The organism is Demequina gelatinilytica (assembly GCF_000971115.1).
Lineage (GTDB): Bacteria > Actinomycetota > Actinomycetes > Actinomycetales > Demequinaceae > Demequina > Demequina gelatinilytica.
Genome location: NZ_BBLV01000006.1, coordinates 154,150 through 176,068 on the forward strand (window position 1 = coordinate 154,150; position 21,919 = coordinate 176,068).

Genomic DNA, 21,919 nt, shown 5'->3' on the forward strand with positions numbered 1-21,919 from the left:
CCTCGGTCGCTAGGCGGCCGAGACCAGCCCGAGCGCGGCGGCGGTACGCATCCCGACCCCCAGCCGATGGGCACGCTCGAGGTCCGCGACGGTGTCGACGTCCGCGCGGGCCCGGATCGGGGCGTCCAGCTCGACGTAGCCCGCGCGGCCGTGGCGAGTGAAGGAGCGGGGCCCGAAGCTCGCCGCGAGGCGGCCATCCCTCGCCATGAGCATGGTGGTGCCGTGGCACGCGACGTCCCCGACCATGGACCGGGGGCGCTTCTGCGCGTCCGCGAGGACCGCCGCGAGGTCGTCGGGCCGCAGCGACGGCAGATCGCCCAGCACCACGGCGACGGGGCCCGTCACGAGCGTGGCCGCGTGCCGCACCGCCGCGTTGAGACCCGCGGAGGACCCCTGGCGGAGCATCCGCACACGCGGGCACGCCTCCCCCAGCCAGGCCTCGTCGAGCTCGGAGACGCCGGCGATCACCAGCACCTTGTCGATCCCGGGCGTGGCCGCGACCGCCGCGATGGTGTCCGCGCTGAACGCGGCCGCGAGCACCCCGCGCGGGACGCCGCCGATCTGCTCGGGCAGCCGCGACTTCGCGCGCGCCCCTCCCTTGACCGGCACGATCGCCGTCCAGCCCGTCATGACCGCGGCTCCCGTGCATCGTCCCCCAGGGCCTCGGCCATGCGCACGCCGGCCTCGTGACCCTCGGCGAAGGCCTCGTCCGAGCCGAGCCGGAACATGTCGGCCTCCGCGCCGCGCACCAGGAGCGCGACCCCCGGTCCAGGCTCGTCGATCACGGCGTCGAGCCCGCGCACCACGGCCACCGGCGTACCGCCGGCCTTGCCCTTGACCAGGTCCGCCGCGGCCGCGATCTCATCCACGAGCGCCGTCACGGAGACCGTCAGCACGCGTCCGTGCGAGTCCTCGCCTCCACGGTGGTCGTCGACCACACGGACATAGGCCGCACCGATCGCGAGGTCCGTCTGCGCATGGCGCCACGGCCGTCCGAACGTATCCGTCACCACCGCGCCGACCCTTGCGCCGGTTCGCTCGCGCAGGCCCCGCACCAGGTCGCGCGCCGAGCCGTCGGGATCCACCGGCAGGAGCAGCACGTGGCCCTCGGGGACGTTGGACGCGTCGACGCCGGCCGCCGCCATCACGAAGCCGTGACGCGTCTCGGTGATGCGGGTGACGCCGCCGTCCGCGCGCGGCCTGCTCGCGACCACCCGGACGGCCTCCGCGGTGATCGCGTCCTCGCGGTCCTCGGCGAGGACCATCCGCCCCTCGGCCTTGGACACGATCTTGCTCGCGACCACCAGGACGTCGCCGTTCTCGAGCGGGGTCCCGGTCTCCACCAGCGCCGCCTCGATGAGGGCCGCCAGGTCGTCACCCTGCTGCACCTCGCCCAGTCCCTCGAGGGCCCACACGCTCAACGCGGGCATCGTCCCTACCTCCCCAGCCTGGGGAGGACCTCACGCGAGAAGACATCGATCCAGTCGCGCTGGTTGCGGCCCACGTTGTGCAGGTAGATGCGGTCGAAGCCCAGGTCGACGAACCGCTGGATGTAGGCACGGTGGACGTCGGGGTCCTCGCTGATGACCATGCGGCCCTCGAAGTCCTCCGGGCGGACCAGCTTGGCGATCTGCTCGAGCTCGTGCGGCGACCGGATGTCCCCCTTGGGGAACTTCATGCCGCCGTTGGGCCACTCGGTCATCGCGTTCTCAAGCGCCTCCTCGTAGGTGGGCGCCCAGGACAGGTGGAGCTGCAGCACCTTGGGAGCGTTGTCGGGGTTGCGGCCGGACTCGCGCATCCCGGCGTCGAACCGCGCGAACAGGCCCTCGATCTTCTCGGGCGGCGCACCGACGGTGATGAGGCCGTCGGCGACCGCTCCCGCCTTCTTGGCCGTGATGGGGCCGGCCGTGGCGATGAGGATCTCCGGGGGGACCTCGGGCATGGTCCACAGGCGCGTGGACTCGAGCTTGTAGTACCGGCCGGAGTGCTTGACGTCCTTCTTGTCGCCGGCGTCGAAGAGCTTGCGGATGATCTCGATGGCCTCGAACATGCGGTCGATGCGCTCGGGGACCTCGGGCCAGTACTGGCCCACGATGTGCTCGTTGAGCGCCTCGCCGCTGCCCAGGCCGAGCCAGTGGCGGCCGGGATACATCGCGGCCAGGGTGGCGGAGGCCTGCGCGACCATCGCGGGGTGCCAACGGAAGGTCGGGGCGGTGACGCCCGGCCCCATGTCACCCGCGGTGCGCTCCCCGATCGCGGTGAGGACGTTCCATACGAAGGCCGACTGCCCCTGCTGTGGCACCCACGGCTGGAAGTGGTCCGCGGCCATCACGCCGCTGAAGCCCTTCGACTCCGCATACGCGCTCAGCTCGACCGCCTCCATGGGCGCGAACTGCTCGAGCATCGCCGCGTAGCCCACCGTCAGATCCGCCATCGCCGTCCCTTCTCTCGGGTGCGCCGATGTTATTCACATGAACATTTCGTGTGCGTAACACCGCCCAGCCTCGACTCTTGCACGCCAGCGGGACATGGGTGCAGGATCCCGCCGCGGATCCTGCACCCATGTCCCGCCAGGGCACCGGGCCCGGTCAGCAGTCGCAGGCGATGCGTGCGCCGGCCGCGGGCAGCGGGGACGTGAGCGGGTCGACCGGGTACGTCGCGTCGACCACCTCGCCGTCCGCGCGCACGGCATCGACGGGTAGCCCCTCGCGCGCCCAGTACTCGAAGCCGCCGATCATCTCCTTCACCTCGAAGCCGAGCTCCGTGATGATCAGCCCCGCACGGGTCGCGCCGTTGCACGCCGGCCCCCAGCAGTACACGACGAACCGCGTCCCCGGAGCGAACTCCGCGGGGATCCGGCGAGGCATGTCGGGCTTGGGCATGTGGAGCGCGCCACGGGCGTGTCCCTGCTCCCAGGCCTCGCGCGAGCGCGTGTCGATGAACACAAATCCCGGATCGCCGGACTCGAGCGCGGCATGCGCATCGGACACGTCGGTCTCGAAGGCGAGGCGTCCCGCGAAGTGCGCGCGGGCGGCGACGAGGTGAGCGGCAAGGTCGGTGGCGGCGTCCATACGGCGAGGCTAGGCACGATGCGCGGGGCCAGTCGAGCATCGTCAGGCACCACCCAGCCACCCACCCACCCACCCACTCACCCACGCGCCGTGCAAGCGTGTACCCCGACGATGCGTGCCCGTTTCCGGCCCGGAACGGGCAGCGAGCGTCGGTGTAGACGCTTGCACGCCGAGGGTGCGGGCGCGGGCGGGCCGGACGCGCAGCGCCCCCTCACCTGCATCTTTCCTGAGAAGTTGAGCAGAGTTCGCTCAACTTTGATCCCGCCGACTTGACACCCCCGAACGCGCGATTTAAGTTGAGTCTCAGTCGCTCAACTCCCGAGCGAGGCAGATCACGCGGCGAGCGCCGCGACTGGAGGAAGAACAGACATGGCACGTGCAGTAGGCATCGACCTCGGCACCACCAACTCCGTGGTGTCGGTCCTCGAGGGTGGCGAGCCCACCGTCATCGCGAACGCCGAGGGCGCCCGCACCACCCCGTCGGTGGTCGCGTTCTCGAAGACCGGCGAGGTCCTCGTCGGCGAGATCGCGAAGCGTCAGGCCGTCACCAACGTCGACCGCACCATCGCGTCCGTGAAGCGCCACATGGGCACCGACTGGACCACGGAGATCGACGACAAGAAGTACACGCCGCAGGAGATCTCGGCCCGCATCCTGGGCAAGCTCAAGCGCGACGCCGAGGAGTACCTGGGCGAGAAGGTGACCGATGCGGTCATCACCGTCCCCGCCTACTTCAACGACCACGAGCGCCAGGCCACCAAGGAGGCCGGCGAGATCTCGGGCCTCAACGTCCTGCGCATCGTCAACGAGCCCACCGCCGCGGCGCTCGCCTACGGCCTCGACAAGGGCAAGGAGGACGAGCACATCCTGGTCTTCGACCTCGGCGGCGGCACGTTCGACGTGTCCCTCCTCGAGGTGGGCAAGGACGAGGACGACTTCTCGACCATCCAGGTGAAGGCCACCGCGGGCGACAACCGCCTGGGCGGCGACGACTGGGACCAGCGCATCGTCGACCACCTGGTCAAGGAGGTCAAGAACACCGAGGGTGTGGACCTCTCCAAGGACAAGTCGGCCCTCCAGCGCCTCCGCGAGGCCGCCGAGCAGGCCAAGAAGGAGCTGAGCTCCGCGCAGCAGACCACCATCTCGCTGCAGTACCTCTCGATCGGCGAGAACGGCCCCGTCCACCTCGACACCAAGCTGACCCGCGCGCAGTTCCAGCAGATGACGCAGGACCTGCTCGAGCGCACCAAGGCGCCGTTCCACCAGGTCATCAAGGACGCCGGCATCAAGCTGAGCGAGATCGACCACGTGCTGCTGGTCGGCGGCTCGACCCGCATGCCCGCCGTCTCCGAGGTGGTGAAGGAGCTCACCGGCGGCAAGGAGCCCAACAAGGGCGTCAACCCCGATGAGGTCGTCGCCGTGGGCGCCACGCTCCAGGCGGGCGTCATCAAGGGCGAGCGCAAGGACGTCCTGCTCATCGACGTCACGCCGCTGAGCCTGGGCATCGAGACCAAGGGCGGCGTCATGACCACCCTGATCGAGCGCAACACCGCGATCCCGACCAAGTCCTCCGAGGTCTTCTCGACCGCCGAGGACAACCAGCCCTCCGTGCTGATCCAGGTCTACCAGGGCGAGCGTCAGTTCGCCCGTGACAACAAGATGCTCGGCACGTTCGAGCTGGGCGGCATCGCGCCGGCCCCGCGCGGCGTCCCGCAGATCGAGGTCACCTTCGACATCGACGCGAACGGCATCGTCCACGTCCACGCGAAGGACCGCGGCACCGGCAAGGAGCAGTCCATCACCGTGTCCGGCGGCTCGGCCCTCTCCAAGGAGGACATCGACCGCATGGTCAAGGACGCCGAGGAGCACGCGGAGGAGGACAAGAAGCGCCGCGAGGCCGCCGAGGTCCGCAACAACGCCGAGACCTTCGCGTACTCGACCGAGAAGATCCTGTCCGAGAACGAGGACAAGGTCCCCGCGGAGGTCGCCGACGAGGTCAAGACCGCGATCGCCGACGTCAAGACGGCGCTCGAGGGCGACGACACGGACGACGTCAAGGCCAAGCACGAGGTCCTGGTCGAGAAGGCGCAGAAGATCGGCGAGGCCGTCTACGCGGCCCAGCAGGCCGAGGGCGTCAACGTCGACGAGGACTCCGCCGCGCAGACCGCCGGCGGCGCCCCGCAGGACGACGACATCGTCGACGCGGAGATCGTCGACGACGAGGACGACCAGAAGTAACGGCACGACGGCGGGCGCGCGGCACCCGGTCCCCAGCGACCGAGCCGCCGCCCGCCGTCTCCCCTTGGAGGCGATCATGACCGACAACACCCACGGCACCCCGGAGCCCCAGGACGATGCGGAGGCCCAGGCCGAGCGCATCGTGAACGAGGCGGCGGCCAGCTTCCTCGACGAGGACAAGGACGGCGTCGACGACCTCACGGCCGACGAGGCGGGCGCGGACGATGCGCTCAACGCCGCCTACACGAAGGCGGCGGAGCACCTCGCGGACCTCCAGCGCCTCCAGGCCGAGTACCAGAACTACCGCAAGCGCGTGGACCGCGACCGCGAGCTCATCGGCGTCAACGCGACCGCGAAGGCCATCGAGGCCCTCATCCCCGCGCTCGACGACATCGCTGCCGCTCGCGAGCACGGAGACCTCACGGACGGCCCCTTCGCGGCGATCGCAGCGAAGCTCGAGGGCGCGCTCGGCGGCCTGGGCTGGTCCGCATACGGCGCGAAGGGCGACGCTTTCGACCCCCAGCTCCACGAGGCCCTCATGTCCCAGCCCAGCACCGAGGTGACCGAGCCGACCGTCCAGCACGTCGCGCAGCCGGGCCACAAGGTCGGCGAGCGCGTGCTGCGTCCCGCGCGCGTCATCGTCGCGCAGCCCGAGTAGGACGGAGGGAGGCGCCATGGCCAGCCAGGACTGGTTCAACAAGGACTTCTACGCGACGCTCGGCGTCTCCAAGGAGGCCTCGCAGGAGGACATCAAGAAGGCGTACCGCAAGCTCGCGCGCGACCTCCACCCGGACCGCAACCCCGGCGATGCGGCCTCCGAGAAGCGCTTCAAGGACGTCGGCGAGGCCTACGCGGTGCTGTCCTCGACCGAGGACCGCAAGCAGTACGACGCGGTCCGCGCGATGGGCGGCGGCGCGCGCTTCCAGGCCGGCGGCGCCGGCGGGGCGGGCGGCTTCGAGGACATCCTGGGCGGGATGTTCGGCGGCGGCGGAGGCGGCACCCGCTTCCAGACGAGCGGAGCAGGCGGCTCCGGCGGCTTCGAGGACATCCTCAGCGGGATGTTCGGCGGCGGGGGCTTCAACCGTGGCCCCCAGAAGGGCAGCGACCTCGCGGCCGCCGTCGAGGTCTCCTTCCGCCAGGCCGCGGAGGGCGCGACCGTCGCCCTCACCACGTCGAACGGGCGCGTCTCCACGCGCCTGCCGGTCGGCGTCCGGGACGGCCAGCGCATCCGCGTGCCCGGCAAGGGACGCGCGGGCGCCAACGGCGGCCCGGCGGGCGACCTGCTGCTCACGGTGCACGTGCAGAAGCACCCCGTGTTCACGGCGGACGGCCTCAACCTCCGCGTGCGCGTGCCGGTGCGGTTCGACGAGGCCGCGCTGGGCGCCCAGGTCGAGGTGCCCACGCTCACCGGAGACCGCGTCAAGGTCAAGGTGCCCGGCGGCACGCAGTCCGGCACCACGCTGCGCGTCAAGGGCAAGGGCCTGAGCTCGCGCAAGGGCACGGGAGACATGCTGGTCACCATCGAGGTGATGGTGCCCCAGAAGCTCTCGCGCGAGTCGAAGAAGGCGCTCGAGGCGCTGATGAGCACCTTCCGCGACGAGGACCCGCGCGAGTCGCTGTTCAAGGATTCCTCGCGGTAGGGATCCCACCAGGGACGATGCACGCCCGCTAGCGTGGGCCGGAAGGAGGTGGACCGTGGAGCAGCCCGACGTGGACGAGCCCGTGTTCCTCATCTCCGCGGCCGCGGAGCTCGCAGGCATGCACGCGCAGACGCTGCGGCAGTACGACCGTCTGGGCCTGGTGGTCCCCCGCCGCCGGCCCGGCGGCGGTCGTCGCTACTCGCTGCGCGACGTGGCGACGCTGCGCGAGATCCAGCGCATGAGCCAGGAGGAGGGCATCAACCTCGCCGGCATCAAGCGCATCCTCCACCTCGCTCACGAGGTCCAGCGGCTCGAACGCGAGGTCGAGCGGCTGCGACCGCGCGCGGACACAGGCTCCCGCATCTTCACCACAGGCCCGACGGGCAACGTGGTGATCGTCGAGCGCGGCCGACGCGCGCGGCGCGACGAGGGCCGTGCCGTGGTGCTGTGGAGCGCGCCGCTCGACTGAGCGGCGCCGCTCCCCCGTGCGGCGCGGGTCAGCGCGCTGCAGCGACCTCCGCGGCGGCGATCTGCGCGTCGATGAGCGCGGTCAGATCGGAGGCCGGGTACGCCGCGATCTCGGGCGTCGCGTAGGACACGCGGAGCAGCTCGATGGCCACGTGGCCGTGGACGCACGACCACATCGCCATGGCGGCCTGATGCCAGGCGGCCGGGTCCCCGTCTGCGCTGTCGAGCACCGAGGCGACGCGCGAGCGGTGCGCATAGAAGACGTCCCACATGCGCTCACGCGTGGCGTCGGAGGGGTCGTAGCCGGCGATCCCCGGCGCGAACATCGTCTGGAACTGCGTGGGGTTCTCGAGCGCCCACGTGCGGTACGCCTCCGCGACCGCGATGAGCCCGTCGCGGCCCGCCTCGGCGCGCTCCCAGGCCAGACCGGCCTGCTCGTCGAGGGCGTCGAAGCCCGAGTCGACGATCGCGTCGATGAGACCCGACTTGCCGGAGAAGTGCGTGTAGACGCCCATGGTCGAGCAGCCCGCGGCCTTCGCCACCGCGCGCACGGTCAGCGCGCTCGCGCCGCTCTCCGCGACCAGACTGAGAGCGCTCTCAAGGAGCCTCGTACGGAGATCCGGAACAGAACTTTCGACCATGGCTTAATGATAAGTGAATGCGGTAGTTTCCGGGACCCCTCACGGCCCCGGAACGGCCCGGATCCGGGCGTCTGTGGGAGATGCCACAAACGCTTACACCCGCACCCCGCATCACATGGGGTCGGCACCGCCCTCAGCTCGGTGCCGACCCCATGCCGCCCTCAGCGGTGCAGGGAGTCCAACAGGTCCACGGCGTAGTCGTGGACGTCCGGCAGCGACTCGATCCAGACGCGGGGAGGCTGCCTCATGAGGTTGCCCACACGCATCTGCGTCGCACGTCGGGAGATCCGGTCGCGGAGCTCCGCGACGCCTCGGCCCATGTCGGGCCCGCGCTCGACGAGCACGGCGTACAGGCCGTCGGCCAGGCGTGCCATCGGATGGCCCTTGCCGTAGGCGTCGCGCAGCGACTGGCCGATGGCCGCGTTGCGCGCCATCCGCTGCCACGGGTCGGTGTGCGCCGCGGCCACGTCCACCAGGACCAGCGCATAGGCGGAGCTCACCAGGCTGCCCGCGCGCTCGGCGGTGCCGTAGAGCTCCTCGAGCCGCGCGACAAGGTACTCCTGCGTGCCGAGCCCCGACTCGGGGTCGTTCATCGCAGGGCCGATGCGCTGCGCGGCGTCGCCCTCGGTCCAGCCTTCGCACAGCGAGCGGATCGAGCGGATCGGCGCGGCCTCGTAGCCCGCGGCACGGAACAGAACCGCCATGTCGTCGATCGCCTCGGTGATGCCCACGCCGGACTCGGCACGGGCGAAGCCGAGCCGGTACGCGGCGGGCGCGGTGTCGAGGCGGCTGTCGAGCGCCTCCGCGAGCGCCTCCGCTGCAGGGGTGAACCAATCGCCCGGCCGGCGCCACACGGAGCCGATGCTCGCGGCCTCCCAGCGGCGCAGCAGCGCGAAGGCCGGCGCTGCGCTGGGGATGTTCACCTCGCTTGTCATGCCCGATGAGAGGGGCGGGCTACGCCGTTATGACGCGACTTCTCGAAGATCTTTTCCGACAAATGCGATAAGCAGGTGTGACATACGCCTCACGAGCCTTGTCCGAACCACCACCTACCGGAAGAATGCGGATACCCATCCGGCTAGGGGAGAGCACGGCATGTCGCAGGAGGCGCTGTCGCTCTGGACCGAGACTTCCAGCGATCCAGAGCTGATCGCCGGGGTGCGCGCAGGCGACCCGGCGGCCTTTGGCGTGCTCTACGAGCGTCACTCGGACGCCGCGCGCAAGGTCGCCGCGCAGTACACCAACAGCGCCGCCGACGCCGAGGACGTGGTCTCCGAGTCATTCTCACGCATCCTGCGCGCGCTGCAGCAGGGCGACGGCCCCGACCTCGCGTTCCGCGCCTACCTCTTCACCATCGTGCGCCGCACCGGTCTCGACCTCATCGAGAAGGGCAACCGCGCACGGCCGCGCGACGACATGTCGCCGTTCGAGTCGGCGATCGGCTACGAGGGCGGCTCGGACGAGCCCGCGCTCGAGACCTTCGAGCAGTCCATGGTCGCGGATGCCTTCCGCTCGCTCCCCGAGCGGTGGCGCGCCGTGCTCTGGTACACGGAGGTCGAGAAGAAGAGCCCCCGCGAGATCGCCCCGCTGCTCGGGCTCTCCGCCAACGGCGTGGCAGCGCTCGCCTATCGCGCGCGTGAGGCGCTGCGCCAGGCCTACCTGCAGCAGCACCTCGGCGCCGCCGACACCGTCGACTGCCTCGAGGCCAACGCCCAGCTCGGCTCGTACGTCCGCGGCGGCCTGAGCAAGCGCGAGCACACGCGCGTCGACGACCACGTGAGGCGCTGCGACAAGTGCTCCGCCCTGGTCGCGGAGCTCGAGGACGTCAACCGCGGCCTGCGCGGCATCATCGCTCCCCTGTTCCTCGGTGTCCTGGGCGCCAAGGCGCTCGAGGGCGGACTGCCCGTGGGCGGCGCGCTCGGCGAGGCTGCCGCCGCCGCATCGGGCGCCGGGGCGACCGGCGGTGCCGGCGCCGGCGGTGCCGCGGCAGGTGGCGCCGCAGGGTCCTCGGGCACCATCGCCACCGCGACCGGGATCGCGGCGGTCGCCAACGGCCTCGCTGCGGTCGCGCTGCCCGCGGCCGCGACCCTCGGCGTGGTGTCGCTGGTGATGACCGGCGCGAGCGTGCTCGGGATCATCGGCGAGTCGGATGGCGGCGCGGTCGGCGCGGAGCCCGTGCCCACCGTCGACGCGACCACGCCGTCCGACGATGCCGCCGCCGCGCCCTCGACCTCCCCGTCGGGCGGCCCCACGGACGACGCCACCGAGGCACCCGAGGACGATGCGGTCGAGAGCCCCGAGCAGGGGACCGATGCGTCGGTCCTGGGCGTCGGCGCCATCGCGCCGGGGACGCAGTCCACCGGCCAGGACCGGACCGGCGACAGCGCCGGCGACGACGGCGCGACCGACCAGGGCGGATCGTCCACCGATGACGGCAGCTCGACGGGCGGTTCGACGGGCGGTTCGACCGGTGGTTCGACGGGCGGTTCGGCCGGTGGTTCGACGGGCGGTTCGACGGGCGGTTCGACCGGTGGTTCCACCGGTGGCGGTACGGACGGCGGGACCGATGGTGGGACCGGCGGTGGAACTGACGGTGGGACCGGCGGTGGAACTGACGGTGGGACCGGCGGTGGGACCGATGGTGGGACCGATGGTGGGACCGATGGTGGGACCGACGGCGGCACCGTCCAGACCTCGCTGAGCTTCGCGACGTCGGCGCTCAACTACATGAGCATCTCGCGCACGTCCCCGTTCGTGGACATGGCGCTTCGCAACGGCGGCCCGGACGATGCCGACGAGATCACCGCGAGCATCGTCCTCCCCGACGGCCTGACCTTCGCCGCGACCCCCGCCGGCGCCGGGGCGACGGCGCGTGTGACGGCCGCGGCGATCGACGACTACCTCGCGTTCGCGGCGACGTCCACCATCACCGCGGGCGACTGGGTGTGCGAGATCTCGAACGATGCCACCAGCGCGGACTGCACGCTCGACACGCTCGACGCGGGCCTGTCGACCGACCTGCGCCTGCGGCTCACGCCGCCCGGCCAGAGCGCGACGCTGGGCGACGACGCTCGCACCAGCTTCACGGCCGCCTCGGGCGACGACTCGGTGAGCTACAGCGTGCGCACCGGCCTCACCTCCTCGCTCACCACGCTGACCGACGAGCACGCGACCAGCGGCAACGTGAAGGCCGCCGTGTTCGGCGCGCCGCTGCTGGGCTGCGATCTCGAGGACCGCGAGTGCGAGCGGACCATGAGCTTCAACGGCTCGGACGCGAACGGGAAGTACGACAACGATGGCCAGACGATGCGCCCGCTCAACCTCGCGGGCGGCGAGGTCAGCTCGTCCGAGACCCTGGTGGTCCCGGACGACGCGGCGGGCGCGACCATCGCGTCCGCGACCCTGACGTGGTCGGCCAACCGCAGCATGCTCGACACCTGGGATGGTTCGCTGTCCTCGGCCCGGCTCAAGACCCCCGGCGGCGAGTACCAGGATGTGGTCGCGGATGCGGTCGAGTCGAGCTGGGACGGCTACGACCTCAGCTACGTCGCGACCGCGGACATCACCGACCAGGTGGCCGCCGGCGGCTTCGGCGCATACTCGGTCGCGGACATCGCGCTCCCCGCGCAGTTCCGTGCGCTGGTGCCCAACTACTACGCGGGCTTCGCGATCACCGTGGTCTACGAGCGCGCGGACTACCCCGAGGCGACGGTCGTGACTCTCGACGGCGCCGAGTGGATGCTCGGTACCACCACGGAGCTCCCGTTCGCCACGGACGGCCGCGCCACGGTCGACGTCTCGATGATCGCCTTCGAGGGCGACCGCGGCAAGCACGACAACCGCGTCTCCATCGACGGCGACGCGCTCAACCCGTGGGGCTGGAACGGCAGGACCGCGGTGGGCGGGAACTCGGGCAACGCGGCGGACTCCACGGCGTTCGGTTCGCCGTTCGCCAACTCGCTGGGCGTGGATGCGAAGCCGTTCAAGACGAAGACCGTGGGCGTCGGCGTCCACCGCGTCCAGCTCTACAGCGGGTACTCGGACCTGTTCATGCTCAACCGCCTGGTCCTCACCATCACGCCGACCGACTGACGCTCGTCAGCGAGCGGGATCCGGGCTCCAGTCGAGGTCCAGCTGACGCGCGGTGCGCTGCGCGAGGTCCACGGAGGCGGCACGCGCCACCAGGTGCAGCGCGAGGTGGATGCCTGACGTGAGACCGCCGCTGGTGAGCACCCTGCCCTCGTCCACCCAGCGCACGCCCCCGACGACGGAGCCGACCTCGCCGCACGAGGCCAGGTCTGACAGGTCCTCCCAGTGGGTGGTCGCGCGAGCACCGTCGAGCAGGTGTGCCCGCGCGAGCAGGAAGGCGCCCGTGCACACCGATGCGGTCATGTCGGTCTCAGGCGCCAAGCGCTCGATGGTCGCGATCAGGCCAGTGTCACCGAGCGCGCACGCGACGTCGATGGTGCCCGGCACCAGCAGGATGTCGCACGCCTCGATCATGTCCGAGTCCGCGAGCCGCGTCAGGGTCATGCCCCCGTACGCCGCGACATCGCCGCCGCCCGGTGTGGCGAGCATGACCTCGAACTGCGGCGCATCGCCATCGCGCTCCTGCAGCCGCGAGGCTGTGAGGAGCACCTCGTAGGGCCCACCGGCATCGATGAGGTCGAAGCCGTCGAAGAGGAGGATGACCGCGAGCGTCGTCATGCCCTCACGCTAGCGAGCGCGCGGCCCCGACGCCGCGCTTGGCGGCGCGACGCGCGGGTCGTCAGGCGATGACGGTCGTCTGGATTCGCGGGCGGACCACGGTCCAGAAGATCGCGATCGCGACCACGAGGCTCCCGATCATGACCGCGCCCATGCTGATGACGGACACCCCCAGCACACCGACCAACGGCGACACCGTGCCGGCGATGCCGGAGTTGAGCGCGCCGAGCAGCGACGCCGCGGTGCCGGCCTCCTCGCCGTGGCTGTTGAGCGCCGTGATCTGCACCGCGGGGCCGATGATGCCCAGCGAGGAGACGACGAAGAACAGCGGCACCAGCAGGCCGACCAGGCCGAGGCCCATGAGGTTGCCCGCGACGATCAGCACGGCACCGGTGAGCATGATCCCGAGACCCCAGGTGATCACCGAGCGGGGCGGGAAGACGCGCATCAGGCGCGCGGACGTCTGGTTCGCGATGATGAGGCCGACGGAGTTCGTCGCGAACACCAGGCCGTACTCCTGGGCGCTCATGCCGAACTGGTCCTGGAGCACGAACGAGGAGGCGGACAGGTAGCAGAACAGCGCCGCGAACGTCAGCGCGCCCACCATGGAGATGCCCACGAACGCACGGTCGTTCAGGAGGTGCACGTAGCGGGCGCGGGTCGCCGAGAGCGAAGCCTTGCCACGCCGCTCTGCCGGCATCGTCTCCTTGATGACGCCGCTCACCACCAGCGCCACGGCGGTGCCGTAGAGCGCGAGGACCACGAACAGGCCGCGCCAGTCCATGAAGGACAGCAGCTGCGAGCCGATCACCGGAGCGATGACGGGCGCGAGACCCACCACCAGGGCCATGCGGGCGAGCATGCGGATGAGTGCCTGACCGGCGAACAGGTCGCGCACCATCGCGTTGGCGACCACGCCGCCGCCGGCCGCGCCGATGCCCTGGAGCACGCGGCCCGCCATGACCCACTCGACGCTGGGCGCGAGCACCACGAACAGCGACGCGGCGATGTGGATGGTCGTCGCGATGACCAGCGGCTTCTTGCGTCCGAGCGCATCGCTCAGCGGACCGACCACGAGCTGGCCCAGCGCGAAGCCGATGGTGGTCGCCGTGAGCGTGAGCTGGATGGCCGCGTCGGAGGCGGCCAGGTCCGCCGCGACAGCGGGGAACGCCGGCAGGTACATGTCGATGGTGAACGGGCCGAGCGCGATGAGCGCACCGAGCACCACCACGTAGAGGAGCTTCTGGCGCCGCGGCATGGCGAGGCCGGGGCTGGCGACGATGCGGGGGGTGACCTGGTCGGCGGCGTTCTGGACGGCGGCGCTCACGGGCGTGACCTGTTTTCTCGAAAGGGGGGCGCGGCGAAGGAGGGCGGGGGTGCGGGGGACGCACACCAAGACGCCCGTCGCAGGGGATCGCTCTGCTCCGGGCGTCTGATGGGGTGCCGCCAGTCTAAGCGGCTGTTTGACAGGTGTCTACGGCTGCTTGGTCGCCTGGGCGTTGACCTCGTACGACGTGTTGGTGGCCTCGAAGAAGTTCACCAGCTGAAGGGTGTCGTTCGCCGTGGCCATCCACTTGGCGGGATTCGACACATTGTAGTGCGCGTCGAACCCCAGCTCCTCCAGCCTGCGGTCCGCGAGGTACTTGACGTACTGGTTCACATAGTCGGCGTTGAGACCGAGGATGCCGGTGGGCAGGAGGTCGCGGTTGTACTGCTCCTCCATCGCCACGGCGCCGAGGATCATCTGGCGGATCTCCTCCGCGAAGTCGGGATCCTGGAGGTCCTCGTTCTCCTCGAGCACCGTGAGGATGAGGTTGATCCCGAACTGCAGGTGCAGCGACTCGTCGCGGATGATCCAGTCCATGAGGGAGCCGAAGTTGCGCAGCAGGTTCCGCTGACGGAACGAGAGCGCGACCATGAAGCCCGAGTAGAACCAGATCCCCTCGAGGATGATGTTGTACGCGACGAGGTTGCGGATGAAGTCCTTCTTGCCTTCCGTGGTGCCGATGTCGAGGGTCTCCTCGGTCATCCTCCGGATGAAGCGGACCTCGAACTCCTCCTTGGCGGCCATCGACGGCACCGTGACGTGGGACTCGTAGGCCGCCTCGCGGTCGATCGGGAACGTCTCGAGGACGTACTCGAAGGACATGCAGTGGTTCGCCTCCTCCCACATCTGCTTCGCGAGGTACAGGTGGGCCTCAGGAGCGTTGATGTACGGGTACACGCCGAACGCGAGCGCCTTGTTGACCAGCAGCTCGTTGGGGTTGAAGTACGACATCAGGTACGTGATGGCGTGCTTCTCCTCGTCGGTCATGCGCTTGAAGTCCGCGAGGTCCTCGCCCAGCTGGATCTCGTTGGGGAACCAGGTGTTCGCGACCGCCTGGTTGTAGAGGTCCATGGCCCACGGGTAGGTGATCGGCTTGAGCAGCAGCCCGTCCTGCACGCCGGTTCCGAGGATTCCCATCACTTGTCTCCTGTCTTCACGCTGACGATCACTGGCACGACTCGCACTGCAGCCGTTCCATCGGGTCCACCGGGCAGGCGACCCCGCCGACCATCTCCGTGTCCCCCGCTCCGGCGGTCTCGACCATCTCGAGCTGGCGGGCCCCCTCCGGCATCTGGACGCCTTCCGGCAACGAGGTGGGCGGCACCTCGGGCTGGCCGGCCGGCGCGGTGGCGAAGGCCTGCGCAGCGATCGAGGAGAGCACGGACGCGGGCGCGAGCGACGGGCCCGGCTGCGCGTCCTGCGCGACCGTCTCGATCGGCGTGGTGACGGCCGCCGGCTCGGCGGCCTTGACCGCGCCGAAGCCGCGGGGCGCGGGGCGCGGGGCCGTCGGCTCGGCGGCCGCCGGAGCCGCATCGTCCGCCTGCGCCGTCGGAGCCTGCCCGGCAGGGGCCGCCTTGGCTGCGCCGAAGCCCTTGCGTGCGGCACCGAAGCCCTTGCGCGCAGGTCCCGTCGAGCCGGCGGCGGACGGACGTCCCGAGGCGTTGCCGGTGCTGTTGATCCTCTCGGTCTTGTTGACGCGGACCGTCGACTGCTCGGCGGTGTGGCGAGGCTTCATGTGGAGGTAGTACGTGGTCTTCACGCCCTTCTCCCACGCGGCCGCGTAGAGGTTCATCATCCCTTCGACGTCGCGGTCCTCGAGGTAGATGTTGCGGCTGATCGCCTGGTCGATCCACTTCTGGGCGCGCGCCGCGACCTCGATGAAGGCCTGCGGCGGGAGCTGGAACGAGGTCTTGTAGACGTCCTTGAGGTGCTGAGGGACCTCGTCGATCTGCGAGAGGTCGCCCTGGACCTCGAGGAGCCGGTCACGGACGGACTCCCACAGCCCGAGCTCCTGGAGGTCCTTCACCAGGTTGCGGTTGACCTCGAGGAACTTCCCTGACGAGGTGGCGCGCGAGAAGATCTGCGAGAACTGGGGGTCGAAGCCGGGCGTGACCCCGGCCACGAGACCGATCGAGGCGGTCGGGGCGACCGCCATGAGCGTCGCGTTGCGGATGCCGCCCGCGACCTTCTCGCGCATCGCAGCCCAGTCCTGGCGCATGGTCCGGTCGACCGTGATCGGGACCCCGCGGTCGGCCTCGGTCTCCGCGATGGTGTCGAAGGGGACCTTGCCCTGCGACCAGCCGGAGCCCTCGAAGTTCGCGTACGAGCCGCGCTCACGGGCAAGGTCCGCGGAGGCGTCGATCGCGTGGAAGGAGACGAACTCGACGATCTCGTCGATCAGCGCGTACGCCTCCTCGGACTCGTACGCGAGCCCCAGGCGCTCGGTGATGTCGGTGTAGCCCATCACCCCGAGCCCGATCGCCCGGTTCTCGCTGTTCGCATGCTCCGATTCGGGAACCGACGACAGCGTGATGTCGACGAGGTTGTCGAGCTGGCGGACCGCGAGCCGCACCGAGTCCTTCATGCGGTCCCAGTCGATCCGACCGTCGATCAGGTGCTCGGGCAGGTTGATCGACGCGAGGTTGCAGACGGCGATGTTCTCGCGGTCCTGCGGCAGGCAGATCTCCGTGCAGAGGTTGGAGAGGTGGATGGTGCCCGTGTTGGTGTTGAGCGCACGCAGGTTGATGGTGTCCTTCCACGTGAGCCACGGGTGGGCGGTGGTCTGCAGCATCACCAGGATCGACTTGTACTGCTCGCGCGCCTTCATCTTCTTGAAGGTGCGCATGCGGCCCGCCTCGGCGAGCGCGATGTACTCGGCGTAGCGCGCGGAGAAGGCCGAGCCCACGAGCTCCACCAGGTCAGGGGTCTCGGCGGGGTCGAACAGGTACCAGTCGCCGTCGGTGGCGACGCGCTTCATGAACTCGTCGGAGATCCACACGGCGGTGTTGGCCGTGCGGGTCCGGCGGTACGGGTCCCCCGAGTTCTGCCGCAGGTCGAGGAACTGGTGGAAGTCGAGGTGCCAGTTCTCCATGTAGAACGCGAGGGCGCCGAACTTCTTGCCGCCGCGCGAGACCGCCCGCAGCGTCGAGTCGATGGTGTGCATGAACGGGATCGGGCCGGTCGAGGTGGTGTTGTTCGAGCGGATGGGCGAGCCCTCGGCACGGAGCTTGGTCACCGACAGCCCGATGCCGCCGGTGCCCTTGGTCAGCCACATGACATCGCGCACCGACTTCGCGATGTGCTCGATGTCGTCCTCCATCTGCATGACGAAGCAGTTGGACAGCTGCGGGTAGGACGTGCCCGCGTTGACGAGCGTCGAGCCCGCAGGGAGGTACTCGAGCGTCGAGATCTTGTCGTAGAACAGCAGCGCCGCGCCGGTCGGGTCCGCCTCGTTGAGCGACAGGCCCATCGCGACGCGCATCCAGAAGTACTGCGGGACCTCGAGCGCCTTCCCGTGGCGGTCGGTGATCATGTAGCGGTTGCGCATGGTCACGGTGCCGATGTACCGGAGGTTGTCGTCGCGCGTGTGGTCCAGCCGCGCGGCGAGCGCGTCGAGGTCGAACAGCTCGGTGAGACGCGTGTCGAGCAGGCCGTCCTCGACGGCGTCGCGGATGTAGCCCGGGAACCGCGCCTGGTGCAGCAGCGAGAGCTCGAGCTCGGTGTCGTAGCCGCCCAGCACGCGCTTGTAGATCACCTTGCGCAGCAGGCGCGCGGCGACGATGTCGAACTGAGGGTCGTCCTTGACGTTCTGGACCGCCACCCCGATCGCGGCCTCGTCGAGCTGCTCCGTGGTGATGCCGTCGAAGAGCGTGATCGCGAGCTCGGAGGCGATCTGCGTGGTCATCGAGATCTGATCCGGGAGGCCGTGCGCCGCGCGTTCGATCGCCTTGTTGATGCGGTCGGCGTTGTACGGCTCGCGCGTGCCGTCACGCTTGGTGACATGGATGCCCGGGCGCGCCACGGCGATGCCCTCGGTGGTCGCGCCGGCGGTGTTCTCGGTGATCGTCACGATGCTCTCCTCGCGGGTGCCGTGCGTGACCCTCCCCAGGCCGCGCAGCATGGTGGTGACAGGGCGCTCGGATGGCGGCGGAGTCCGGGGTGGTCCACCCGCATCGTCAGCACGAGGCGCAAGTCGAACCTAACCCGAACACCACCCATCCGCAACAAGATATGGGGGCAATTTCACGCACTCGCCCCTAGATGTTGTGGTCTTGTGGAGTTCTCTGTGCAAAGCCTGTGGACACCTCGGCGTGTCATGTGGACGGGGCAGCCCTGTCTGTTGAAGACTGCCCCACCGCATCGGGGCGCCACCAGAACAGTGTCCCGCGGGGGTCTGACAACGCCCCCCCGGCTCGATCCGCGGCGGGGTCAGCCCTTGACCGCTCCCCCGAGACCCGCCGAGCGCAGGAACACGCGCTGGAAGATGAGGAACATCGCGATGGGGATGATCGTCGCGATCGCGAGCGCCGCGAGGAACACGTCGAGCTCGGTCTGCGACTGCACCGCGGGCAGGCGGACCGACAGGGGCTGGACCGCGGGGTCGGGCAGCACCAGCAGCGGCCACAGGAAGTCCTTCCACGCCGCGATGATCGCGAACACGGACACCACGCCCAGGATGGGCCGCGACATGGGCAGGATGATCGACCAGAACAGCCGGAACGGCCCGGCGCCGTCCGTCTGCGCGGCCTCGATGACCTCGCGCGGGAGGTTGTCGAAGAACCGCTTCACCAGCAGGATGTTGAACGCGTTCGCCGCCATCGGCAGCCACACCGCCAGGTAGTTGTTGAGGAGCGAGTGGTCGCGACCCAGCAGCGGCGGGTCGACGATGGTGAGGTACAGCGGCACCAGCAGCACCACGGACGGGATGAACAGCGTCGCGAGCACCAGCGAGTTCAGCACCCTGGCATAGCGAGGCCGCAGCACCGACAGCGTGTAGGCGCCGGTGGTCGCGACCACCAGCTGGAACGCCCACGCTCCGGCCGCGATGACGATCGTGTTGAAGAAGTACTGGTCGATGTGGATGTCGCTCCACGCGGTCGACAGGTTCGCCCAGTCGATCCCGTTGGGCCACAGCGCGAACGGCTGGCGCAGCGTGTCCTGCGTCGGCGTCACCGCGGCCTTCGCGAGCCACAGCAGCGGACCGAGCCCCGCAAGCACGAGGGTGACCGACAGGAATATGTGGACGCCCGTCATGGCGCGCCGCACGCGCGGCTGGCGGCGGTCCGCGTCGGAGACGATCCCCCGCTCGGAGTCGGTGAGCGACGGCTTGCGCCGCGCGCGGCGCCGCTCGGGGACGGACGATGCGGCGGCAGGCGAGGACGGCATCGTCGCCGCGCTCACGGGGGCGGGGGCGGCGGTGTCCGCGCTCATGACGTGCTCCAGCGGTTGGTGAGACGGAAGTAGACCCAGGACAGCACCGCGAGGAAGCCCGCGAGCATGACCGACAGCGCCGTCGCCATGCCGTAGTTGCCGCCGAGCGAGTTCTGGAAGGCGTAGCGGTAGATGAGCAGCAGCACCGTGACGGTCGAGTTCGCGGGCCCGCCCCCCGTGAAGAGGAACGGCTCGAGGAACACCTGCGCCGTCGCGAGGATCTGCAGGATGAGCATGACGAAGATGACGCCGCGCAGCTGCGGCAGGGTCACGTGCCACGCCTTGCGCCAGATGCTCGCGCCGTCGACCTCGGCGGCGTCGTACAGCTCCGGCGGCACGGACAGCAGCGCCGCGAGGTAGATGATGATCGAGCCGCCCGCCGCGGCCCACGTGGCCTCGATCACCAGGGACGGCATCGCCATGGAGGTGCTCTGCAGCCACGGCTGCGGCCCGATGCCGAACCATCCGAGGATGGTGTTGAAGACCCCGTCGGGCGAGCCGTCGTAGAAGACCTTCCACAGGAGCACCGCGACCACGGGCGGCACCACCACCGGAAGGTAGGCGAGCGCCGAGTAGACGCCCTTGCCACGCTTGACCTCGCTCATGAGCACCGCCATGAGGATCGGGACGGGGAAGCCCATCACGAGCGCGAGCGCCGCGAAGTACAGGGTGTTGAGCACGGCCGTGCCCAGCAGCGGGTCGTTCAGCACCGCCTGGAAGTTGTCGAGCCCCACCCACTCCGCGGGGGTGAGCAGGTTGGTCTTCTGGAAGCTCATCACCACGGACCGCACGATGGGCGTCCAGCTGAAGATGGCGAAGACCAGGATCATCGGCAGCGCGAACAGGAGCTTCGAGAGCCCGCCGGCGCGGATCCAGGACAGAGGCGTGGCGCGCCGCGAGGCCGGTGCCGCCGGCGGGTGCTGCGTGGTGGTCATGGGAGTCCTCCGTGGAGGCGGTGGGTGCGGGCGCGCGGCCCGCACCCACCGCACGGTGTCACTGGTCGAGAAGGGCCTGGGCGTCGGCGTCGGCCTGCGCGAGCAGGGCGTCGATGTCCGCGTCCTTGTCGGTCAGCACCGTCTGGACCACGGGGTCGAGCAGGGCGTAGATCTCCTGCGTCTTGCCCTTGGGCTCGCCCACCGGCGTCTGGTCCCAGATGCGGTCCGTGAACGGGGCCATCTGGTCCAGCGGGACGTTGATGTAGTCGGCGATCCACTCCTGGGACTGCTCGTAGAGCTCGCGGCTGAGAACCGGAAGCACCGGGGTGCCCACCGCCTGGTCGGCGGCGGCAAGGGCCGAGGCATCGGCGACCGCGGCGTCCTCATCCATGAGCTTCTGCATGTAGTACCAGTCGATCCACTTCACGGCCGCAGCCTTGGTGGCGTCGTCGACGGTCGGGCTCACCACGGCGATGTCGCCGCCGCCGAGCGTGCCCGGGTCGTCGCCCTCGAGCGGCATGACCGTGAGCCCGTACTGGGCGGGATCCATGCCGAAGTCGCGCACGAGCGCCGTGTAGACGTCCGAGCCCGAGGTGTACATGCCGATGTTGCCGGCCGCGAACTCCTGGTTGATGGTGCCCCAGTCGAGGTCGACCTTGTAGCCGAACGAGTCGTCCTCCCAGCGCACGTCGTGAAGGAACTGCAGCGTGGCCTTCGTCCCCTCGTTGGCGATGGTGGACGTGTACGTGCCGTCGCCATCGTCGCTCTGGGTGCGGCCGCCGCGCGACACGGTCTGGGCCGTGAGCTGCCAGCCGCCCGTGTTGTTGATCGCCATCTGGGCATAGCCGGCCTTGCCGGTGGCCTCGGTGATCGCGTTGGCGGCCTCGCGGACCTCGTCCCACGTGGCGGGCGGGTCGTCCGGGTCGAGCCCGGCCTGCTCGAACAGGTCACGGTTGTAGTGGAGCCCCATCGCGTAGGCCTGACGCGGGAAGCCGTAGATGTGCCCATCCGCGCCGGTGACGCCGTCGAGGATCACCGGGTTGAAGGAGTCGGTGTACCCCAGCTCCTCGATCTCGTCGGTGACGTCCATGAGCTGGCCGTTCTCCAGCAGCGTCTTGGAGTCCGTGAACGGGACGGTGAAGACGTCGGGCAGGCTGCCGCCCGCGAGCTGCACCGCGAAGGTGGGCCCCGTCCATTCGTACTCGACGCCGATGACGTCGATGTCCGGGTTGGCCTCCTCGAACTGCGCCTCCTGCGTGGCGAAGGCCTCGTACGCAGCGGCATCGGCGCCGGGCGGGAAGGTGGCGACGCGGAGCTCGACCTTCGAGCCTCCCGCGTCCGACGAGCTGGCGGCCTCGCCGCCCTCCCCCGACGAGCACGCCGTGAGGAGCATCGCCCCGGCCGCGAGCGTCACGCCCGCCGCCGCGGTCCTGCGACTGATCGACATCATTGTCTTTCTCCT

The 21,919-nt window shown here is 70.1% G+C and carries 18 protein-coding genes; 5 read left to right on the plus strand and 13 right to left on the minus strand.

Features of this window, described 5'->3' with window-relative positions; translation table 11 throughout:
* Window positions 1-9: 9 nt before the first annotated feature.
* The 4 genes from cofC to AOM00_RS06760 form a co-directional block, all read right to left on the minus strand.
* Window positions 10-630, minus strand: a complete 621-nt coding sequence (gene cofC, locus AOM00_RS06745) for a 2-phospho-L-lactate guanylyltransferase (protein WP_062517058.1) — start codon at window positions 628-630, stop codon at window positions 10-12.
* Window positions 627-1,430 (minus strand): coenzyme F420-0:L-glutamate ligase, encoded by an 804-nt coding sequence (gene cofE, locus AOM00_RS06750; protein ID WP_062517059.1) that lies wholly within the window; start codon window positions 1,428-1,430, stop codon window positions 627-629. The genes cofC and cofE overlap by 4 nt, the downstream gene beginning before the upstream one ends.
* 5 nt (window positions 1,431-1,435) lie before the next feature.
* Complete coding sequence (locus AOM00_RS06755; protein WP_062517060.1) at window positions 1,436-2,434, minus strand: TIGR03557 family F420-dependent LLM class oxidoreductase; 999 nt, start codon at window positions 2,432-2,434, stop codon at window positions 1,436-1,438.
* Between the two features lie 154 nt (window positions 2,435-2,588).
* The gene (locus tag AOM00_RS06760) at window positions 2,589-3,071 is read right to left on the minus strand and encodes a rhodanese-like domain-containing protein (RefSeq protein ID WP_062517061.1); all 483 of its coding nucleotides are present in this window, start codon (window positions 3,069-3,071) and stop codon (window positions 2,589-2,591) included.
* 369 nt (window positions 3,072-3,440) lie between these two features.
* On the opposite strand from AOM00_RS06760, the gene dnaK reads away from it, so the two are divergent.
* The 4 genes from dnaK to AOM00_RS06780 all read left to right on the plus strand — a co-directional run bounded on the left by dnaK (window position 3,441) and on the right by AOM00_RS06780 (window position 7,418).
* On the plus strand, window positions 3,441-5,309 hold the full coding sequence (dnaK, locus tag AOM00_RS06765) for a molecular chaperone DnaK (protein WP_062517062.1): 1,869 nt from the start codon (window positions 3,441-3,443) through the stop codon (window positions 5,307-5,309).
* 76 nt (window positions 5,310-5,385) lie between these two features.
* Complete coding sequence (locus tag AOM00_RS06770) at window positions 5,386-5,967, plus strand: nucleotide exchange factor GrpE (protein WP_062517063.1); 582 nt, start codon at window positions 5,386-5,388, stop codon at window positions 5,965-5,967.
* Window positions 5,968-5,983: 16 nt separating this feature from the next.
* A complete protein-coding gene (locus AOM00_RS06775; protein WP_062517064.1) occupies window positions 5,984-6,949 on the plus strand; it encodes a DnaJ C-terminal domain-containing protein in 966 nt (321 codons plus the stop codon).
* Window positions 6,950-7,067: 118 nt separating this feature from the next.
* Window positions 7,068-7,418, plus strand: coding sequence for a heat shock protein transcriptional repressor HspR (locus AOM00_RS06780; RefSeq protein WP_082096734.1), 351 nt, complete (start codon window positions 7,068-7,070; stop codon window positions 7,416-7,418).
* A gap of 28 nt (window positions 7,419-7,446) precedes the next feature.
* On the opposite strand, the gene AOM00_RS06785 is transcribed toward AOM00_RS06780, so the two are convergent.
* Complete coding sequence (locus tag AOM00_RS06785) at window positions 7,447-8,058, minus strand: TetR/AcrR family transcriptional regulator (protein WP_082096711.1); 612 nt, start codon at window positions 8,056-8,058, stop codon at window positions 7,447-7,449.
* 161 nt (window positions 8,059-8,219) lie between these two features.
* The gene (locus tag AOM00_RS06790) at window positions 8,220-8,993 is read right to left on the minus strand and encodes a hypothetical protein (protein ID WP_169746819.1); all 774 of its coding nucleotides are present in this window, start codon (window positions 8,991-8,993) and stop codon (window positions 8,220-8,222) included.
* A 160-nt stretch (window positions 8,994-9,153) separates the two neighbouring features.
* On the opposite strand from AOM00_RS06790, the gene AOM00_RS06795 reads away from it, so the two are divergent.
* On the plus strand, window positions 9,154-12,150 hold the full coding sequence (locus AOM00_RS06795) for a sigma-70 family RNA polymerase sigma factor (protein WP_062517068.1): 2,997 nt from the start codon (window positions 9,154-9,156) through the stop codon (window positions 12,148-12,150).
* Window positions 12,151-12,156: 6 nt separating this feature from the next.
* Here the strand turns inward: AOM00_RS06795 and AOM00_RS06800 are convergent, their stop codons facing one another.
* The 7 genes from AOM00_RS06800 to AOM00_RS06830 form a co-directional block, all read right to left on the minus strand.
* Complete coding sequence (locus AOM00_RS06800; RefSeq protein WP_062517069.1) at window positions 12,157-12,765, minus strand: DJ-1/PfpI family protein; 609 nt, start codon at window positions 12,763-12,765, stop codon at window positions 12,157-12,159.
* A gap of 61 nt (window positions 12,766-12,826) precedes the next feature.
* On the minus strand, window positions 12,827-14,092 hold the full coding sequence (locus AOM00_RS06805) for a multidrug effflux MFS transporter (protein WP_228373432.1): 1,266 nt from the start codon (window positions 14,090-14,092) through the stop codon (window positions 12,827-12,829).
* A 147-nt stretch (window positions 14,093-14,239) separates the two neighbouring features.
* A complete protein-coding gene (locus AOM00_RS06810; RefSeq protein ID WP_062517070.1) occupies window positions 14,240-15,229 on the minus strand; it encodes a ribonucleotide-diphosphate reductase subunit beta in 990 nt (329 codons plus the stop codon).
* A 28-nt stretch (window positions 15,230-15,257) separates the two neighbouring features.
* Complete coding sequence (locus AOM00_RS06815) at window positions 15,258-18,113, minus strand: ribonucleoside-diphosphate reductase subunit alpha (protein ID WP_228373435.1); 2,856 nt, start codon at window positions 18,111-18,113, stop codon at window positions 15,258-15,260.
* Window positions 18,114-18,520: 407 nt separating this feature from the next.
* Window positions 18,521-19,522, minus strand: a complete 1,002-nt coding sequence (locus AOM00_RS06820; protein ID WP_062517071.1) for a carbohydrate ABC transporter permease — start codon at window positions 19,520-19,522, stop codon at window positions 18,521-18,523.
* Entirely contained in the window at window positions 19,519-20,457 is a 939-nt protein-coding gene (locus AOM00_RS06825; protein ID WP_174442332.1) for a carbohydrate ABC transporter permease, read from the minus strand. Before AOM00_RS06825 ends, AOM00_RS06820 begins: the two co-directional genes overlap by 4 nt.
* A gap of 58 nt (window positions 20,458-20,515) precedes the next feature.
* Window positions 20,516-21,907, minus strand: a complete 1,392-nt coding sequence (locus tag AOM00_RS06830) for an ABC transporter substrate-binding protein (RefSeq protein ID WP_062517072.1) — start codon at window positions 21,905-21,907, stop codon at window positions 20,516-20,518.
* Between the last annotated feature and the right edge of the window lie 12 nt (window positions 21,908-21,919).

Excerpts from the sequence above, each read along its gene's own strand:
- cofC (WP_062517058.1), bottom strand. The coding sequence starts at position 630 with ATGACGGGCTGGACGGCGATCGTGCCGGTCAAGGGAGGGGCGCGCGCG.
- cofE (WP_062517059.1), bottom strand. The coding sequence starts at position 1,430 with ATGCCCGCGTTGAGCGTGTGGGCCCTCGAGGGACTGGGCGAGGTGCAG.
- AOM00_RS06755 (WP_062517060.1), bottom strand. The coding sequence starts at position 2,434 with ATGGCGGATCTGACGGTGGGCTACGCGGCGATGCTCGAGCAGTTCGCG.
- AOM00_RS06760 (WP_062517061.1), bottom strand. The coding sequence starts at position 3,071 with ATGGACGCCGCCACCGACCTTGCCGCTCACCTCGTCGCCGCCCGCGCG.
- dnaK (WP_062517062.1), top strand. The coding sequence starts at position 3,441 with ATGGCACGTGCAGTAGGCATCGACCTCGGCACCACCAACTCCGTGGTG.
- AOM00_RS06770 (WP_062517063.1), top strand. The coding sequence starts at position 5,386 with ATGACCGACAACACCCACGGCACCCCGGAGCCCCAGGACGATGCGGAG.
- AOM00_RS06775 (WP_062517064.1), top strand. The coding sequence starts at position 5,984 with ATGGCCAGCCAGGACTGGTTCAACAAGGACTTCTACGCGACGCTCGGC.
- AOM00_RS06780 (WP_082096734.1), top strand. The coding sequence starts at position 7,068 with ATGCACGCGCAGACGCTGCGGCAGTACGACCGTCTGGGCCTGGTGGTC.
- AOM00_RS06785 (WP_082096711.1), bottom strand. The coding sequence starts at position 8,058 with ATGGTCGAAAGTTCTGTTCCGGATCTCCGTACGAGGCTCCTTGAGAGC.
- AOM00_RS06790 (WP_169746819.1), bottom strand. The coding sequence starts at position 8,993 with ATGACAAGCGAGGTGAACATCCCCAGCGCAGCGCCGGCCTTCGCGCTG.
- AOM00_RS06795 (WP_062517068.1), top strand. The coding sequence starts at position 9,154 with ATGTCGCAGGAGGCGCTGTCGCTCTGGACCGAGACTTCCAGCGATCCA.
- AOM00_RS06800 (WP_062517069.1), bottom strand. The coding sequence starts at position 12,765 with ATGACGACGCTCGCGGTCATCCTCCTCTTCGACGGCTTCGACCTCATC.
- AOM00_RS06810 (WP_062517070.1), bottom strand. The coding sequence starts at position 15,229 with ATGGGAATCCTCGGAACCGGCGTGCAGGACGGGCTGCTGCTCAAGCCG.
- AOM00_RS06820 (WP_062517071.1), bottom strand. The coding sequence starts at position 19,522 with ATGAGCGCGGACACCGCCGCCCCCGCCCCCGTGAGCGCGGCGACGATG.
- AOM00_RS06825 (WP_174442332.1), bottom strand. The coding sequence starts at position 20,457 with ATGACCACCACGCAGCACCCGCCGGCGGCACCGGCCTCGCGGCGCGCC.
- AOM00_RS06830 (WP_062517072.1), bottom strand. The coding sequence starts at position 21,907 with ATGATGTCGATCAGTCGCAGGACCGCGGCGGCGGGCGTGACGCTCGCG.